We start from the raw sequence: 15,700 nt of genomic DNA, 5'->3' as shown, positions 1-15,700 counted from the left end.
TCCGATGGACGGCAGCGGGGATGGCCGGTTCGGGCGCGCAAGGGATGTCCCCTGGATTGGCGGCCGGACGCTGGCTGTGCTGCGATGCCGCATCGCCCCGCACGAAGGACACGGCCGTGAAGCGACGCATCCTCCTCTCCCTCGCCGGCCTCGCTCCCCTCGCGGCGCGGGCCCAGGGGGGCGCCAACGGATGGACGCCGAACGGGCCGGTGCGGCTGGTGGTGCCCTTCGCGCCGGGCGGCTCGCAGGACGTGCTGGGCCGGCTGCTGGCCCAGGCGGCGGGGCCGATCCTCGGCACCACGATCGTGGTCGAGAACCGCGCCGGTGCCGGTGGCGTTCTGGGCGGGGAGACGGTGGCGCGCGCCGCCCCGGACGGGCAGACGATCCTGCTGGCGACCGCGGGGCAGCTCACCATCGCGAAGGCGATCGGGCGGCGCCTGCCCTACGACCCGATCACCGACTTCACGCCGATCCTCTACCTCTCGGATTCGCCCGTCGCGCTGCTGGCGGCGCCGCAACTGAACGTGGCGGACGCGCCGGCGCTGATCCGGCTGGCGCAGGGGGCGCCGCAGCCCCTGCCCTATGCCTCGACCGGGATCGGGACGAACACGCACCTGATCATGGAGGACCTGAAGGTCCGCGCCCGGCTGAACGTGGAGCACGTGCCCTATCGCGGCGCGGCGGCCGCCTTCAACGACCTGCAGGCCGGACGGATCGCGCTGATGTTCGTCTCCGTGCCCTCGGTCCTTGCGGCGAGCGGGGCGCAGTTCAAGGTTGTGGCGGTGACGTCGCGGGAGCGCTTTCCTGCCACCGCCGACGTGCCAACGCTGATCGAGGCCGGCGTGCCGGACTTCGAGGCGAGCATCTGGACCGGCCTCTCCGCCCCCGCAGGCACGCCCGCGCCGATCGTGGCGCGTCTGGCCGAGGCGTTCCGCGCGGCCATGGCGACGGACCTCGTGAAGTCGCGCCTGGACGGGCTGGGCGTGACGCCGAACGGGGCCGACGGCGCGGCCTTCGGGGCGATGCTGCGGCAGGACCTGGACCGCTGGACGCGCGTGGCGGCGCCGCTGCACATCCAGTTGGACTGACCATGCGGCGTGTCCTCCGCCTGCTGGTTCCGGGCCTGCTCCTGCTCGGGGCCCCGGCGGCTCGGGGGCTCGAATGCGGCCCGGCGGCCGCCCTGCTCCTCACCGACCCGGCGGCCGCGGAGAGCCTGCGGCGCGGCGGCCGTTGTGCGCGGGAACCGCTTCCGGGCGGGCCGCTGGAACTCGCCGCGGCGGCGGACGAGAACACCCTGACCGTCGCGCTGGTGGAGGAGGGCCCGGACGGGCCGCGCGTCGTCGCGGGGCCGGTCAGCACGGACGTGCTGACGATCGATCCGATCTGGAGCCCGTTGATGCGGGTCGTACCCTCCCCGCTCGGCCCAAGATCCGGCACGGTCGCGCTGCAGCTGTCGAACGTCTACAGCTCCACCGGGCGGGCCACGAACACGCAGGCGCTGCACCTCTTCCGGCGCCGCGGCGAGGTGCTGGAGCCGATCTTCGCGGCCTTCACCCAGGCGAGCCATTCCTACACCGTGCCCTGCGGCCGGCGGCACCGGGGCGACGAGCCCTGCCGCCGGGAATGGACCTTCCGGCGTCGGGTCGAAGTCACCCTTGCCCGGCCCGGTGCCCTGCCGGACCTGCTGGTGCGCGACCTCCGCACCGGCCGCGTCGTCAGCCGCCACCGCTGGGGTGGAACGGGCTACCAACCGCCGGTCTCCGACCGTACGCCGTCGCTCGGGGAGGGTTGAGGGCCCCTCGCCCTTCCGACCGAACCTCCCTAACCTCCGGCCCCTTTCCGGAGGCCGTCCGCATGAACCTCGCCCGCTTTCCCCGCATCCGCCTCGGCCACCTGCCGACGCCGCTGGAGCCGATGGAGAACCTGTCGAAGCACCTCGGGGGGCCGAACCTCTGGATCAAGCGGGACGACTGCACGGGCCTGTCCACCGGCGGAAACAAGACACGGAAGCTGGAATACCTGATGGCGGATGCGCGGGCGCAGGGCGCGGACACCGTCATCACCCAGGGCGCGACGCAGTCCAACCACGCGCGCCAGACCGCCGCGGCGGCGGCGAAGCTCGGGATGGAATGCCACATCCTGCTGGAGGACCGGACCGGCTACACGGACCCGGCGTACAAGAACTCCGCCAACGTGATGATGGACAAGCTGCACGGGGCCAGCGTGTCCCGCCGCCCCGGCGGCGCCGACATGCAGGCGGAGATGGAGGCGCTGGCCGCCGACCTTCGGACCAAGGGCAAGAAGCCCTATGTGATCCCCGGCGGCGGATCGAACCCCGTCGGCGCGCTGGGCTACGTGACCGCCGCGCTGGAGCTGATGAACCAGGCGAACGAGATCGGCCTGAAGATCGACCACCTCGTGCATGCGACGGGCAGCGCGGGGACGCAGGCCGGGCTGGTCGCAGGGCTGGTGGGGCTGAACTCCGGCATCAACCTGCTCGGCATCGGCGTGCGCGCGCCGAAGGAGAAGCAGGAGGCGAACGTGCTCGCCCTGGCGCAGCGCACCGCCGACCACATCGGCCTGCCGAAGGACACGGTGCGGGCGGAGCATGTGAAGGCGAATTGCGACTATGTCGGCCAGGGCTACGGCATTCCCACCCAGGGCATGGTGGAGGCGGTGAAGCTGCTGGCGGAGAAGGAGGGCATCCTTCTCGACCCCGTCTATTCCGGGAAGGGCATGGCCGGGCTGATCGACCTGATCGGCAAGGGTCACTTCAAGGCGGGCGAGAACGTCGTGTTCCTGCACACCGGCGGTGCGGTCGGGCTGTTCGGGTATCCGGACGCGTTCGACCTGCCGGCCGACGTGAACTGAAAAGGACGGGCCGAGCCCGCCGCGGAACGGCGGATCATCCGTTCCGCGGCAGCCCGATGAGAGAACGAGGGAGCTCGGGGGGAGTTCACTCCCCCGACCTTGCTTCCTCCTCCAGGAAGAACCGCACCATCGCCCGCGATGCGTCCGGCCCGGTCGGATCGGTGTAGGAGCCGTCGGCACTGCCGCCGGACCAAGCATGGCCGCCGCCGTGGATCACCCACTGCTCCAGCATGACGCGTCCCTCGCCGTCACGGTGCTCGCGCCGCGTGAAGGCCCGGCCTCCGGGGACCTGGCCCCGCCTCTCCGTCAGGCGCAGTCCGGATGGACCGGCCTGGGCGACCACCTGATCGCCGTTGACGGGATGCACGGTGGCGTCCGCATCGGCGTGGAAGACGATGGTGCGAAGGATCCGCCCGGACGTGCGGGCGGACGGCGCGGTGCCGCCGTTCCGCATGGCGGCGAAGGCTGATGGCACGTCCCGCGCCGCGCCGCAGGCGAGGCCGGAATGCACGCCGATCCCCGCATAGAGGTCGGGAAAGGCCGCCCCCATCACCGCCGCCGCCGCGCCGCCGGCGGAGAGGCCGGCCACGAACACCCGGCGCGCGTCGGCGCCGTGGTCGCGCAGCACGTCCCGCGTGATGCCCGCGATCAGCGCGGGCTCGCCTCGATCCCGGCCCTGGTCTTCCGGGCGGAACCAGTTCCAGCAGCGCTGGGCGTTGGCGCCGGCGGTCTGGCCGGGATAGGCGACGAGGAAGCCGTGCTCCTCCGCGACGGCGTTCATGCGCGTGCCGGCGGCGAAGTCCTCCGGCGACTGCGTGCAGCCGTGCAGCATCACGATCAGCGGTGCCGCCCCGCCCGAATGGCTGGCCGGGATGTAGAGCCGGTAGGGACGCGTCCCCGCCGGGCCGGTGTGGGAGAGCGAGAGGAATTGCGCTCCGGCAGGACGGGACGGCTCGGCCGCTGCACGGCGCTTGGGCCAGGCGCCCGGCCCTCGCCAGTGACTGGGGCCGGGGCCGAGTGGCACGGATGGCCCGCGGGGTTCCGCCTCCATGTCGATCACGATCCGGGGCCTTCCCGTCCCTGGCTGGGCAGAAGGCCCGGCCGCCCGGTCGGCTGGCGCGCCCCGCAGCAGGGCCGTGGCCTCGGCTAGCCGGCCGGCACGGGTGAGGCGGGTCGCCTCCAGGATGTGGCGTGGTGGCAGGAACGTCATGGGGCAGGACTTTCGGATCGGGGCGTCGTCAGGCCGTGCGGTCGGCGAGAGCGGCCTTCACCGCCTCGCTGGCCTGAAGGGCGCCGAGGACGGAGACAGAGGCAATCGCGGCACGGGCGAGGTCCGGCGTGACGTCCGGGGCGATGCTGACGAGGCCGAGCACGCGGATCGCGATTGGCGTGCCCGCGGCGCGGGCCGCTTCCAGTTCCGCCCGGCCGTAATGGCGCAGGCCGAGGTCGAGGCCCTTCCGCTCGACAGAGCGGCGGGCGGCCTCGGCGTGGCGCTCGATCTGGTTGCGGATGGCGGTGCGGATGAAGTCGGTTCGGTTGGCGTAGAAGCCTTCGGCCACAAGCAGGTCCACGTGGCCGAGATCCACAAAGCCCAGGTTGATCGTGATCTTCTCGCTGTCGCCCATACGAATGGCTCGTCCAGCCACGTTCGCCATCAGCTCACCATCCAGATACCATCCAACTGGATGGTAAATGGGCGCCAGACGGCGTAGGTTCAAGACGGCGCTTCACGCTGCCGTGCTTCGATCGGGGTTTTGGCCGCTCAAGCTGCATCGTCCGTCAAGGGCGGACCGTTGTGCAGGCTCGGAAAGCGGCCCCGGCACACGGCGCCTTTGCGGGCCCACCAGGGCCGCCCGCTCCCGGAACCAGGACGCGACGACATCGCGCCGCGCCGGGCGGCGCGGGGCGCGCACAGGAGAACCTCGCCATGGCCACACGCCCCCTCGCCCTCGTCACCGGCGCATCGTCGGGCATCGGCTTCGAACTCGCGCATCTCTGCGCCAACAACGGCTTCGACCTGCTGATCGTGGCGGACCGCCCCGAGATCGACGCGGCCGCCGACTCCCTGCGCGGCCTGGGCGGCGCCACGGTGGAGGCGGTGCAGGTGGACCTCTCCACCGAGGAGGGCGTGGACACCCTTCTCGCGGCCGCGAAGGGACGGCCGGTGGAGGCGCTGCTGGCGAATGCCGGCCACGGGCTGGGGCACGCCTTCCTCGACCAGGACTGGAAGGCGGCGCGCCACGTGGTGGACACGAACATCACCGGCACGATCTACCTGATCCACAAGGTCGGGAAGGAGATGCGCGCGCGGAAGGGCGGGAAGATCCTCATCACCGGCTCGGTCGCCGGCTTCACGCCAGGCGCCTTCCAGGCCGTCTACAACGGCACGAAGGCCTTCATCGACAGCTTCTCCCACGCGCTGCGGAACGAGCTGAAGGACAGCGGCGTGACGGTGACCTGCCTCATGCCCGGCGCGACGGAGACCGAGTTCTTCGAGCGCGCTGGCATGACCGACACGAAGGTGGGCACCGCGCCGAAGGATGATCCGGCCGACGTGGCGAAGACCGGGTTCGAGGCGATGATGCGCGGCGACGGCGACGTGGTTCACGGCCTGCACAACAAGCTGCAGACGACGGTGGCCAACGTCACACCCGCCGCGATGCTGGCCGAGCAGCACCGCAAGATGGCGGAGCCGGGCTCCGCGAAGTCCTAGCGCGCGGCGCCGGAACCGCCCCGGCAGGCCGACCCGGGAGGCGATGCCTCCCGGAGTCGACTCTCAGTCGTGCCCGGTGGCCTGGGCCACCTCAGCACCGGCGGGACGCCCGCCGTGCGAGCGCTGGCCGCCCTTGCGCCCGGCCTGCGCGGCCAGCGAGCGGTCCTGCGAGAAGGAACGGCTGCCGGCCGGCACGCTCTTTCCGCCCTTGCGCCCGGCCTCAGCCGCCAGCGCCGGGTTGCGGGCGAAGGATCGGTCCGCCGGCGCGACGCTCAGCCCGCCCTTGCGCCCGGCGGCAGCGGCGCGAGACGGATCGCTCGCGAAGTTGCCACGGTTGAGCGGCTTGCTGCGGGGCTGTTCCGCGGTCCGCTCGCGCGGAATGCCGGTCTCCGTGTTCATGGGGGTGCTCGTCATACAGGATCGTCCTTAAGTGACCGGGCCGGTTCTGTGGGGGGACGTTCCCGGCCGCATCCTCTTCCAAACAGCCGGCGGAAATGCGGGCATTAACATGCGGCACTCCCGCTTCACGTCGTGCCGCGCCACGCGCATGCTGATCGCGATGTAGATGTGTGGGACGGGAAAAACGTGGATCTCGGGCTTCGTGGGCATCGCGCCCTTGTGACCGGCGGATCGAAGGGGATCGGCCGCGCCGCAGCCGCCATCCTGGCCGAGGAGGGTTGCGACCTTCTTCTCGCGGCGCGCGATCCGGCGGCGCTGGACAGCGCGGCGGAAGCGATCCGCGCCCGGCATCAGGTGCAGGTGGAGGTGATCCCCGCGGACCTGTCCGAGGAGTCGGAGGTGCTGCGCGTGGCCGAGGCCGCCGGCGCCGTGGACGTGCTGGTGAACAATGCCGGCGCCATCCCGCCGGGCGGGCTGCTTCAGGTGGATGACGAGACCTGGCACCGCGCCTGGGAACTGAAGGTGCACGGCTTCATCCGGCTGACGCGCGCGCTCTATCCGCGCATGGCCGCGCGGCGGTCCGGGGTGGTGGTGAACGTGATCGGCGCGGCGGGGGAACGCTTCCCCGCGAACTACATCACCGGCGCCACGGGCAACGCGTCGCTGATGGCCTTCACCCGCGCGCTCGGCCGCGCCAGCCCGGCGGACGGTATCCGCGTCGTGGCGATCAACCCCGGCCCCGTGGCGACGGAGCGGCACGAACGCCTGGCCCGCGCCCAGGCGGCCGAGAAGTTCGGCGATGCGGAGCGCTGGCGAGAGTTGTCGAAGACCATGCCCTTCGGCCGCGCCGCGACCCCGGAGGAGATCGGCGCGGCGGTGGCGTTTCTCGCCTCGCCCCGCTCCGGCTACACGTCCGGCACGGTGCTGACGATCGACGGCGGGGGTGGCTAGCCCCGCATCAGCGCCCGGAACAGGGGCACGGCGGCGGCCAGCTCGGCCAGGGAGACGTGCTCGTCCGGCGCATGGGCGACGCCGATGTCGCCGGGGCCGAGGACGAGGCAGGGCGCGATCGCGTTCAGGCGGGACGCGTCGGTGCCGAACGGCACCGTGCCGGCCGTCCGGCCCGTCGCGGCCTCGGCGGCGCGCACCAGCGGGTGGTCGGCGGGCAGCTCGGGCGGAGTGCCGTCCTCGGTCAGGAACAGGGCCAGCCCGGCGGCGGAGGCGGCCTCCTCTACCGCCCGCTGCACGGGCGCGGGGTCCTGGGCGCGGGTGTAGCGGAACTTGATGCGACAGGTGGCGCGGGGAACGGTCACGTTCAGCGCGGTGCCGTGGTTGTCCAGCACGATGTTGAAGTCCGGGAAGGGCGGGTCGTAGGTCGGGTCGCGGAAGCCCGGATCGGTCCGCAGCCGCTCGTGCAGGTCCCGCATGGCGGACAGGAAGGGGATCAGGGCGAGGTTCGCGTTCGTCCCCCGCCCCGTGGAGGAGTGAGCCTGCACGCCGGTCGCCACCGCCTCGAAGTTGATGTTCGCGCGGTGGCCGCGGATGGGGGCGAGGCGCGTGGGCTCCGCGACCACGATGCCGCGCAGGGCGGCCCGGCGGGCCAGCTCAGACCGCTCGGCGATGAGGGCGGCGCCCTGCTTCGTCGTCTCCTCGTCGGTGGTGATCAGGAGGGTGGCGGGCACGTCCGCGGGCAGGCCGCGCGCGGCGACGACGCAGGCGGCGACCGGCCCCTTCATGTCGGCGCTGCCGAGGCCGTGCAGCACCCCGTCCGCATCCACCCGTCCGGACCAGGGGTCGTTCGTCCAGCCCGTGTCCGGCACGGTGTCCATGTGGCCCGACAAGGCGATCCCGCCCGGCCCGCCGCGATGGGCCACCAGCGCGCGCTTCGCGACGCCGGAGGCATCCGCGTAGTCCAGCCTCTCGATCTCGAAGCCGGGGAGCGCGGCCTCGATCCGCTCCGCGACCGCGAGGTTTGAGAGGGAGGACCGGCTGTCCAGCCGGACGAGGTCGGCGGCGAGGGCGGCGACCGCCTCGGCATCGGTAGGGGAGGTCATGGCCCGGTATCCCTTGCGGCCCCGGCGGGGGCAAGACAGGGTGCGCGCCCTTCCCTTCCCGCGCCAGGACGCCCCGTGACCGCTGCTGCCTATGTCGATCCCCGCACCGGTCGGACCTGGCCGCTGGCGACGCCGCGCTGGCGCGGCGATGACGGCCAGCCCCTGCTGCTGACGGATCTGCCGGGGATCGGGCGGGACAGCATCGCGCCCGATCAGCCCGGCCTCTGGCGCTACCGCGCCGCCCTGCCCTTCCAGCCCGCGGCACCGATCGCGATGGGGGAAGGGCGCACGCCGCTCCTGTCCCGCACGCTGCACGGGATCGAGGCCCTGCTGAAGTGCGAGTGGCTGATGCCCACCGGCTCCTTCAAGGACCGGGGAGCCTCGGTGATGCTCTCCCTGCTGCGGGAACAGGGGATCGGGGCGGTGCTGGAGGATTCCTCGGGCAATGGCGGCGCGGCGATCGCCACCTATGCCGCCGCCGGCGGCATGCGGGCGCGCATCCTGGTGCCGGACAGCACCTCCCCGGCCAAGACGGTGCAGTCCCGGGCCGCGGGGGCGGAGATCCAGCTGACGCCCGGCAGCCGCCAGGACTGCGCGGACGAGGCGCTGCGGCAGGGGAACGACCCCTCCTCCGGCTTCTTCTACGCGAGCCACAACTGGCACCCCTTCTTCCTCCAGGGGACGAAGACCCTGGCCTACGAGCTGTGGGAGGATCTGGGCTTCGAGGCGCCTGACGCGGTGGTCATCCCCTGTGGCGCCGGGTCCAACGTGCTGGGCTGCGACATCGGCTTCTCCGAGCTGCTGCGGGCCGGGCAGATCACCCGCCTGCCGCGCCTCTACGCCGCCCAGCCGGCGAATTGCGGCCCGATCGCCCGGGACGTGCTGGGCCTGCCGCCCGAGCCGCCCCGCCCCACCATCGCCGAGGGCACCGCCATCGCCCAGCCGATCCGCCCCACCGAGGTCGCGGGGGCACTGCGCCGCTCCGGCGGCAGCGCCGTGCTGCTGGAGGAGTCGGAGATCGCGGAGGCCGCCCTCTCCCTCGCTCGCGGTGGCGTCTATGTGGAGCCGACCTGTGCCCAGGCGGTCGCGGCGCTCGGGAAGCTGGCGGCATCGGGCGCCGTCCGCGCCGGAGAACGGGTGGTGGTGGTGCTGACCGGGACAGGGTTGAAAGCCACGCCGCGCTACGCGGAGATGCTGGGTCTCGGGCCGGTCTGACGGGCCGGTCTGACGGGCCGGTCTGACGGGCCGGTCTGACGGGCCGGTCTGACGGGCCGGTCTGACGGGCCGGAGACCCTGCATTCGCCGCAAATCTTCAAGGTTTCGCCCGCCGACGAAGTTTTCGCTTGGCCCGGCAACTGGCCGGGCCAAGGTTCCGTTTGTTGGACCATGATCCTCCAGCTTGATCCGCCGCTTCCGATGGACACCGTCCGGGGCCCCGGCCTGGCCCACTTCATGATCGACTACGGGCCGGAATCACACCTGATGTGGGTGGTGTTCATGGATGCGGACGGCGCCTGCTGGACGGTACCGAACCCGGAAGTTCGGATGCAGTCGAACTGGACGCTGCAGCGCCGCCCCAAGGGCCGGCCCTTTCAGGCGCCTCCCGCGCCGCAGCCCGCGGCCCCCATCCGCGCACCGGCAGGCGCCGATCCGGCCCTGGCCGCGCTGAACGGAAATGGTGGCCCCAATGGTCACCCGGCCGGGCTGAACGGGCATGGCGTGAACGGGACTCCGCGCTACGACGCAGCCCCGGGCTGACCGCGGGCGCGGCTTCTTTTGCGCGAGATGTATCGCTTGTAATGCACGGGGCGCCGCGCAACGTCGTAATGCGCCGGCCCCCGGGCGGAGCCTAGGGCGACATCTCGCCCGCGCCCGGGACAGGGTCCTATCCATGCCCAGGCGCGTCCTTTCCCTGCTCTACGTGCAGGTTCTCATCGCCATCGTCCTCGGCGTCGCGGTCGGCGCCCTCTGGCCCGAGACGGGCGCGGCCCTGAGGCCGCTGGGCGATGGCTTCATCAAGCTCATCAAGGTCGTCATCGCGCCGATCGTGTTCTTCACGATCGTGCACGGCATCGCGTCGGTGAAGGATGCGCGCAGCGTCGGGCGCGTCGGCGTGAAGGCCCTCGTCTACTTCGAGGTGGTCTCGACGTTCGCGCTGGTGATCGGGTTGATCGTCGCGAAGATCTTCCGCACCGGCGAGGGGTTCAACATCGACCCCAGCCAGATGAACGCGAGCGCCATCCAGACCTATACGCAGCGCGCGGCGAATGACAGCGTCGTCTCCCACCTGCTCGCGATCATCCCCGATACCTTCGTCGGCGCCTTCGCCACTGGCGACCTGCTGCAGGTGCTGTTCCTCGCCGTGCTCACGGGCTTCTCGATCAACGCCCTGCCGGACCGGCTGCGGGAGCCGGTGACCCACGCCATGGACGCGGCCGGCGCCGTGTTCTTCGGCATCGTCGCCATCGTGGTGAAGGCCGCCCCGGTCGGGGCCTTCGGGGCCATGGCCTTCACCATCGGCGCCTATGGCTTCGGGTCCATCATCAGGCTGGCCGAGCTGGTGGCGACCTTCTACCTGACCGCCCTGTTCTTCGTGATCGTGGTGCTCGGCGCCATCGCCCGGATCTGCGGCTTCTCCATCCTGCGCTTCATCAACTACATCCGGGAGGAGCTGCTGATCGTCCTCGGGACATCGAGCAGCGAGACGGTGCTGCCGCAGATCATGCGGAAGATGGAGAACCTCGGCGCCTCGCCGAAGGTGGTCGGGATCACCGTGCCGCTGGGCTATTCCTTCAACCTCGACGGCACGAACATCTACATGACGCTCGCGACGATGTTCCTGGCCTATGCCACGAACACCGAGCTGACCCTGACCCAGGAGCTGACCATCCTGCTGGTGGCGATGCTGACGTCGAAGGGCGCCTCCGGCGTCACGGGGGCGGGCTTCGTGACGCTGGCCGCCACGCTCTCCGTCATCCCGGACATCCCGATCGCGGCGCTCGCGGTGCTGGTCGGCATCGACAAGTTCATGAGCGAGGTGCGGGCGCTCACGAACCTCGTGGGCAACGGCGTGGCCTGTCTTGCCGTGTCGCGCTGGGAGGGGGAGCTGGACCCCGTACGGCTGCACGCCGCCCTGGCCGCCGGGCCGGCGGCCATCCCCGCGGCCGATGGGCCGGTGCTGCGGGAGCCTGTGCCGCAGGACTGATCCCCTGCCCTACCCCTCGGGACGCGTGCGCACGCGATAGGCCGGCAGGGACCACCCGCCGGTCAGCGCCGCCGCCCGGATGGCGAAGGCCAGGACCAGCCCGGCGGTGATGGAGGTCACGCGCTCCGCTTCCAGGCCGTTCAGGGCGACGGAAGCGGCGGCGCCGGCGGCGGCCGCGGTGGCGTAGATCTCGCGGCGCAGGATGAGCGGGATCTCGCCGCAGATCACGTCACGGATCAGACCCCCGAAGCTGGCGGTGATCGTGCCCATCAGGACCGCGACCCAGGGGGTGGCGCCGTGGCGGGAGGCCGCCTCGGCCCCGAGCACGGCGAAGACCGCCATACCCGCCGCATCCACCCAGAGCAGCATCGTCACCCGGCGCTCGATCAGGTGGGCGGTGAAGAAGACGGCCAGGGCGCAGGCCGAGGCGAGCATCACAAGGTCCGGCCGGTCCAGCCAGCCGACCCGCACGCCGAGGATCAGGTCCCGCACCGTGCCGCCGCCGAAGGCGGTCACGGCCGCCACCAGCACGAAGCCCACCGGGTCCATCCGCTTCCGCGCCGCGGTCAGCGCACCGGCCGTGGCGAAGGCGGCGGTGCCGGTCCAGGCCAGCGCCTCGATCAGCCCGTCGAAGACGCCGCCCATGCGGGGCGGCTACTCGGCCGGCATGGGGCTCGGCGCGGCGGTGCGGGCGGCGCGCAGCGCCTCCCCGCGCGCGGAGCCGGCGCAGAGGAGGGAGAGGGCCAGCAGCCCCGCCACACAGGGCAGGACCAGCCAGGGCATCCCCGCATCCAGCATCAGCCCGAAGGGCACCGGCGTGATCGCGCCCCCGAGCGGCAGGCCGGAGGAGATGAAGCCGAACACCTTGCCCATCTGCCCCGGGGGTGCGGCGTTCTTCACCATCACGTCGCGCGGCGTGCGCGATGCCCCGAGGGTAACGCCCGCCGCCAGCGCGACGACCGGAACCAGCACGTCCGGCAGCCGCACCATCCCCAGCATCAGCAGCAGGATGATGCAGGTGGCCGTGAGCCCGGCGACGAAGGTGTAGTGCCGGCTGAAGCGGTCCGCGTACCAGCCGCCGACCAGCACGCCGCCCGTGGCGCCGGCCATGTAGCCCGTCAGCGCCATGGAGCCGACCGCGATGGGCACGCCCCACATCTTGTCCATGACCGTGATGAGGAAGGACTGGATGCCCGACCCCGCCATGGAGGAGAGCAGGAAGAAGGCGAAGAAGAGCAGCATCGTGCGGGAGAAGAGGACATGTCGCGCCAGCTGCGCCTTCCCCTTGTCCTTCGGCTTCACCTGGTCCTGCAGGATGCGGGACTGCAGCACGATGGCGGCGACCACGGGCACGCCGATGAGCCCCACCAGGGCCAGCGCCGGCCGCCAGCCGATCCACAGGGTCAGCAGCGCGATGACCGGCGGCGCGGCGGCGAAGCCGAGGTTGCCGGTGAAGGTGTGCAGCGCGAAGGCGCGCCCCATCCGGCGGTTGTCGATGCTCGAGCCGAGGATGGCGTAGTCCGCCGGGTGGATGACCGAGTTGCCGACGCCCGAGATGACCGCCAGGACAAGGATCATCCAGTAGCTCGGCGCCATCGCCATGCCCGCGATCGCGAGCGCCATGATCGTGGTCCCGCCGACGAGGTAGGGGCGTGCCCCGTGCTTATCCACCAGGAAGCCGACCGGCGTCTGCCCGACGGCCGTCACCGCGCTCATCAGCGCGACCGAGAGGCCGAGCGCGGCGTAGGACACTCCGAACTCTTCCCGCCAGACGGGGAAGAGCGGCGCGAGGCAGAGCATGTAGAAATGCGAGAGGAAATGCCCGGTGCCGATCAGGGCGATGATCCGCCAATCCCTGTTGTCGGTGGCGCGCTGGGGATCACGGTTCTCGGACATGCTCCGAACCTGCTCCCGTGCCCCGGCGAGGGTCAATCGCGGAGACGGCATCGCCGGGCCGCGCTGGAGGCATCCTGGAAGGCTCCGCCTTCCCCAGCCCCCATCTGCCAGGGACGAGTCCCCTGGACCCCGTTTGATGAACCCTTCAGGCCGCGGGGCCCGGGGGGTCGCCAGCCCCCCGGCGGAGGGGTCTGGGGAGGCGGAGCCTCCCCAGGGCCACGTGCGTGGCATCAGGCCGCCAGGGCCGGCACCGGGCGGGCCACCTCGCGGATCGCCTCGACCAGCGGGGTGGCCAGGGGCGCGAGACGGGCGAGGTCGCCGAACACGGTCATCTCGGCCTGGCCGAGCGGCGGAAGGGCCGGAAAGGGCACGAGCCCGTCCGGCAGGCCGGAGGCTCCGATCACGGTGACCCCTAGCCCAGCCTGCGCCGCGGCGGCGACGCCAAGCAGGCTGGCGGAGGTGTAGACGATCTCGAAGGCCATGCCGGCGCGGGCAAGGGCCGCGAGCGCGCGGTCCCTGAACATGCAGCCGGCCGGGAGCATGGCGAGCGGCAACGGCCGGTCGGGCGGGGCGTCCCAGCCCGGGGCGGCGGCCCAGATCACGGGCTCGGACCAGAGGACGACGCCCTCCGCCTCCCCGTCCCGGCGCTTGCCGAGGACGAGGTCGAGGGCCCCGGCCTCCTGCGCCCGGCGAAGCTCGTGGGAGCGGCCGACCTCCACCTCCAGGCGGATGCCGGGGTGCAGCCGGGCGAAGCGGGCCAGCAGGGGGGCGAGGCTTCGGGGGACGAAGTGGTCCGCCACGCCCAGGCGCAGCCGGCCGGTGACGGGCGGGGCGACGAGGCGGCGTACCGCCTCCTCGTTCAGCGCGATCATGCGGCGGGCATAGGCGAGAAGGGTCTCGCCCTGTGGGGTGAGGGCGACGGAGCGGCTGGTGCGGTCCAGGACGCGCTTGCCCAGCAGATCCTCCAACCGGCGGATCTTCAGGGAGATGGCGGATTGCGTCAGGCCGAGGGCCGGCGCCGCCGCGGTGAAGCCACCGCGCTCCGCCACCTGCACGAAGCAGCGGAGGAGATCGAGGTCGAGATCCGGGATGCGCCCGGGGGGAACGGACATGGGGCACAGGCTTGCGCCCGCGCCCCTCTGCCCGTCAATGACGGATGCTGATGGTCAGGGCGACCGCATGAGCCGCCCTGATCGGTCAGACCTCGTCGTCGAAACCGCCGGCGTCGTCGCCGAAGCCGCCCGCGTCGTCATAGGCCGCGGCGTCGTTGCCGCCCCAGCCCGCATCCTGGTTGCCCCAGTTGCCCTGATCGGACACCGGGCTGGCATCCTGTCCGCCCGAACCGGTCGGGTCGGTCCAGGGGGACGCGGCCGGGGTCTGCACGGCCTGCTCCCCGAAGGCGCCGCCGCTGCCGGCATCGGCCGTGGGGCTCGCAGCCGCCGCCGTCGCGGCATGGGCGCCGCCGCCGCCGGAGAAGGCGTTCATCAGCACGTTGCCCAGCACCATGCCGCCCGCGACGCCCGCCGCCGTCATGGCCGCGGTGCGGAGGAAGCCGCCGCCGCTGCCCTGCTGCATCATGCCCGGGTTCATGCCCGGGGGCGGCTGGATCGGCTCCGGACGCGGGGTGTAGGGCACCTGGCGCTGGCCGCCGCCGAACATGCCGCCCAGGAAGCCGCCGCGGCCCTGGTTGGCCTGCATCTGGTTGCGGGTGTTCTCCAGCTCCCACTCGAGTTCCTGGATGCGGTTCTGCGCCTGGACCAGCGCCGCTTCCTGCACGAAGGCGGTCTGGGTGATGCGGTACCGCGCCTCGGGGTAGCGGTTGAACAGGTCGCCGATCAGACGATCCGATTCCGGGTCCACGGGGGGCAGGTTCGGCGTGGGCTGCGTGCCCATCCCCGATGTGTTGGGGACGCTGCGCGCGCCCCAGGGGCCGGACGACTGGGGCGCGGCCGGCTGCGCCACCCCGGCCACGCGTTCCACGTAGCCCGTGATGATGCGGCGTTCTTCCTCGGTCATGTCCCTCTGAAACTCCTTGCTCGGTCCCGAACGGGCCGACGCCGCGCCAGATGGCCCGGGCCGGCAAACCTTTCAAGATGTTAATGTGGCGTTCATGCGGCGATGCGGGACGGCAGGCCGAGCCGCCCCCACTCGATGACGGGGCAGCGATCCATGGCGATGGTGATGCCGGCCGCGCGGGCCCGCGCCGCGGCCGCCTCGTCCCAGATGCCGAGTTGCAGCCAGACGGACTTCGCCTTCAGGCGGATCGCCTCGTCCACCACGGCACCGGCGTCCTCGGAACGGCGGAAGACGTCCACCATGTCGAGCGGCCCGGCCTCCTCCAGCGCGGCGACGGAGGGGCGGCCATGCACGGCGCGGCCGTCCAGAGTCGGGTTCACCGGAGTCGCCTGGTAGCCGCGGTCCAGCAGAAAGCGGAACACGCCGTAGGAGGCGCGGCCGGGACGGTCCGAGGCACCGACGACGGCGATGTTCCGCGTCGTCAACAATAGGTCGCGCACCTGGTCGTCGGTCAGGCGGTCCACGGGCAAGGCGGTCACTCCCGGT

At 72.2% G+C, this 15,700-nt stretch carries 17 protein-coding genes; 8 read left to right on the top strand and 9 right to left on the bottom strand.

Annotation, left to right across the window (positions count from 1 at the left end):
* Positions 1-116 precede the first annotated feature (116 nt).
* The 3 genes from ACP6CK_RS25520 (at position 117) to ACP6CK_RS25510 (ending at position 2,871) form a co-directional block, all read left to right on the top strand.
* Positions 117-1,088 carry a Bug family tripartite tricarboxylate transporter substrate binding protein gene (locus tag ACP6CK_RS25520; RefSeq protein WP_426956141.1) on the top strand — a complete coding sequence of 324 codons (972 nt, stop codon included), beginning with the start codon at positions 117-119 and terminating at the stop codon, positions 1,086-1,088.
* Between the two features lie 2 nt (positions 1,089-1,090).
* Positions 1,091-1,792, top strand: coding sequence for a hypothetical protein (locus ACP6CK_RS25515; protein WP_426956140.1), 702 nt, complete (start codon positions 1,091-1,093; stop codon positions 1,790-1,792).
* Positions 1,793-1,854: 62 nt separating this feature from the next.
* Entirely contained in the window at positions 1,855-2,871 is a 1,017-nt protein-coding gene (locus ACP6CK_RS25510; RefSeq protein ID WP_426956139.1) for a D-cysteine desulfhydrase, read from the top strand.
* An 85-nt stretch (positions 2,872-2,956) separates the two neighbouring features.
* Here ACP6CK_RS25510 and ACP6CK_RS25505 read toward each other — a convergent pair whose 3' ends face one another.
* A complete protein-coding gene (locus ACP6CK_RS25505) occupies positions 2,957-4,081 on the bottom strand; it encodes an extracellular catalytic domain type 1 short-chain-length polyhydroxyalkanoate depolymerase (RefSeq protein ID WP_426956138.1) in 1,125 nt (374 codons plus the stop codon).
* Between the two features lie 28 nt (positions 4,082-4,109).
* On the bottom strand, positions 4,110-4,526 hold the full coding sequence (locus tag ACP6CK_RS25500) for a CopG family transcriptional regulator (protein ID WP_426956137.1): 417 nt from the start codon (positions 4,524-4,526) through the stop codon (positions 4,110-4,112).
* Positions 4,527-4,798: 272 nt separating this feature from the next.
* Here ACP6CK_RS25500 and ACP6CK_RS25495 point away from each other — a divergent pair, with 272 nt between their 5' ends.
* Positions 4,799-5,584, top strand: a complete 786-nt coding sequence (locus tag ACP6CK_RS25495) for an SDR family NAD(P)-dependent oxidoreductase (protein WP_426956136.1) — start codon at positions 4,799-4,801, stop codon at positions 5,582-5,584.
* Between the two features lie 63 nt (positions 5,585-5,647).
* On the opposite strand, the gene ACP6CK_RS25490 is transcribed toward ACP6CK_RS25495, so the two are convergent.
* Positions 5,648-5,998, bottom strand: a complete 351-nt coding sequence (locus ACP6CK_RS25490) for a general stress protein (protein ID WP_426956135.1) — start codon at positions 5,996-5,998, stop codon at positions 5,648-5,650.
* A gap of 171 nt (positions 5,999-6,169) precedes the next feature.
* On the opposite strand from ACP6CK_RS25490, the gene ACP6CK_RS25485 reads away from it, so the two are divergent.
* The gene (locus tag ACP6CK_RS25485) at positions 6,170-6,934 is read left to right on the top strand and encodes a short-chain dehydrogenase/reductase (protein WP_426956134.1); all 765 of its coding nucleotides are present in this window, start codon (positions 6,170-6,172) and stop codon (positions 6,932-6,934) included.
* Here the strand turns inward: ACP6CK_RS25485 and ACP6CK_RS25480 are convergent.
* Complete coding sequence (locus ACP6CK_RS25480) at positions 6,931-8,037, bottom strand: M20/M25/M40 family metallo-hydrolase (protein ID WP_426956133.1); 1,107 nt, start codon at positions 8,035-8,037, stop codon at positions 6,931-6,933. The two genes, ACP6CK_RS25485 and ACP6CK_RS25480, sit on opposite strands and share 4 nt — an antisense overlap.
* A gap of 75 nt (positions 8,038-8,112) precedes the next feature.
* Here ACP6CK_RS25480 and ACP6CK_RS25475 point away from each other — a divergent pair, with 75 nt between their 5' ends.
* The 3 genes from ACP6CK_RS25475 to dctA all read left to right on the top strand — a co-directional run bounded on the left by ACP6CK_RS25475 (position 8,113) and on the right by dctA (position 11,242).
* Positions 8,113-9,252, top strand: coding sequence for a threonine synthase (locus tag ACP6CK_RS25475; protein WP_426956132.1), 1,140 nt, complete (start codon positions 8,113-8,115; stop codon positions 9,250-9,252).
* Positions 9,253-9,423: 171 nt separating this feature from the next.
* Positions 9,424-9,795 (top strand): hypothetical protein, encoded by a 372-nt coding sequence (locus ACP6CK_RS25470; RefSeq protein ID WP_426956131.1) that lies wholly within the window; start codon positions 9,424-9,426, stop codon positions 9,793-9,795.
* 133 nt (positions 9,796-9,928) lie between these two features.
* The gene (gene dctA / locus ACP6CK_RS25465; protein WP_426956130.1) at positions 9,929-11,242 is read left to right on the top strand and encodes a C4-dicarboxylate transporter DctA; all 1,314 of its coding nucleotides are present in this window, start codon (positions 9,929-9,931) and stop codon (positions 11,240-11,242) included.
* Positions 11,243-11,251: 9 nt separating this feature from the next.
* Here the strand turns inward: dctA and ACP6CK_RS25460 are convergent, their stop codons facing one another.
* From ACP6CK_RS25460 to ACP6CK_RS25440, 5 genes are all read right to left on the bottom strand, one after another.
* Positions 11,252-11,887: a trimeric intracellular cation channel family protein gene (locus tag ACP6CK_RS25460; RefSeq protein ID WP_426956129.1), complete on the bottom strand. Its 636-nt coding sequence runs from the start codon at positions 11,885-11,887 to the stop codon at positions 11,252-11,254.
* 9 nt (positions 11,888-11,896) lie between these two features.
* Positions 11,897-13,138: an MFS transporter gene (locus ACP6CK_RS25455; protein ID WP_426956128.1), complete on the bottom strand. Its 1,242-nt coding sequence runs from the start codon at positions 13,136-13,138 to the stop codon at positions 11,897-11,899.
* A gap of 230 nt (positions 13,139-13,368) precedes the next feature.
* Positions 13,369-14,250, bottom strand: a complete 882-nt coding sequence (locus tag ACP6CK_RS25450) for a LysR substrate-binding domain-containing protein (RefSeq protein ID WP_426956127.1) — start codon at positions 14,248-14,250, stop codon at positions 13,369-13,371.
* 85 nt (positions 14,251-14,335) lie between these two features.
* Positions 14,336-15,154, bottom strand: a complete 819-nt coding sequence (locus tag ACP6CK_RS25445) for a DUF2076 domain-containing protein (protein WP_426956126.1) — start codon at positions 15,152-15,154, stop codon at positions 14,336-14,338.
* A 92-nt stretch (positions 15,155-15,246) separates the two neighbouring features.
* Positions 15,247-15,693 (bottom strand): CoA-binding protein, encoded by a 447-nt coding sequence (locus tag ACP6CK_RS25440; protein ID WP_426956125.1) that lies wholly within the window; start codon positions 15,691-15,693, stop codon positions 15,247-15,249.
* Between the last annotated feature and the right edge of the window lie 7 nt (positions 15,694-15,700).

Source organism: Muricoccus radiodurans (assembly GCF_050154705.1).
Taxonomy (GTDB): Bacteria; Pseudomonadota; Alphaproteobacteria; order Acetobacterales; family Acetobacteraceae; genus Roseomonas; species Roseomonas radiodurans.
The sequence above is the reverse complement of the archived record's forward strand: the minus strand, read 5'-3'. Positions and strand labels throughout refer to the sequence as shown.

Coding starts and splice junctions, on each gene's coding strand:
- ACP6CK_RS25515 (WP_426956140.1), top strand. CDS start 1,091: ATGCGGCGTGTCCTCCGCCTGCTGGTTCCGGGCCTGCTCCTGCTCGGG.
- ACP6CK_RS25510 (WP_426956139.1), top strand. CDS start 1,855: ATGAACCTCGCCCGCTTTCCCCGCATCCGCCTCGGCCACCTGCCGACG.
- ACP6CK_RS25505 (WP_426956138.1), bottom strand. CDS start 4,081: ATGACGTTCCTGCCACCACGCCACATCCTGGAGGCGACCCGCCTCACC.
- ACP6CK_RS25500 (WP_426956137.1), bottom strand. CDS start 4,526: ATGGCGAACGTGGCTGGACGAGCCATTCGTATGGGCGACAGCGAGAAG.
- ACP6CK_RS25495 (WP_426956136.1), top strand. CDS start 4,799: ATGGCCACACGCCCCCTCGCCCTCGTCACCGGCGCATCGTCGGGCATC.
- ACP6CK_RS25490 (WP_426956135.1), bottom strand. CDS start 5,998: ATGACGAGCACCCCCATGAACACGGAGACCGGCATTCCGCGCGAGCGG.
- ACP6CK_RS25480 (WP_426956133.1), bottom strand. CDS start 8,037: ATGACCTCCCCTACCGATGCCGAGGCGGTCGCCGCCCTCGCCGCCGAC.
- ACP6CK_RS25470 (WP_426956131.1), top strand. CDS start 9,424: ATGATCCTCCAGCTTGATCCGCCGCTTCCGATGGACACCGTCCGGGGC.
- dctA (WP_426956130.1), top strand. CDS start 9,929: ATGCCCAGGCGCGTCCTTTCCCTGCTCTACGTGCAGGTTCTCATCGCC.
- ACP6CK_RS25460 (WP_426956129.1), bottom strand. CDS start 11,887: ATGGGCGGCGTCTTCGACGGGCTGATCGAGGCGCTGGCCTGGACCGGC.
- ACP6CK_RS25455 (WP_426956128.1), bottom strand. CDS start 13,138: ATGTCCGAGAACCGTGATCCCCAGCGCGCCACCGACAACAGGGATTGG.
- ACP6CK_RS25450 (WP_426956127.1), bottom strand. CDS start 14,250: ATGTCCGTTCCCCCCGGGCGCATCCCGGATCTCGACCTCGATCTCCTC.
- ACP6CK_RS25445 (WP_426956126.1), bottom strand. CDS start 15,154: ATGACCGAGGAAGAACGCCGCATCATCACGGGCTACGTGGAACGCGTG.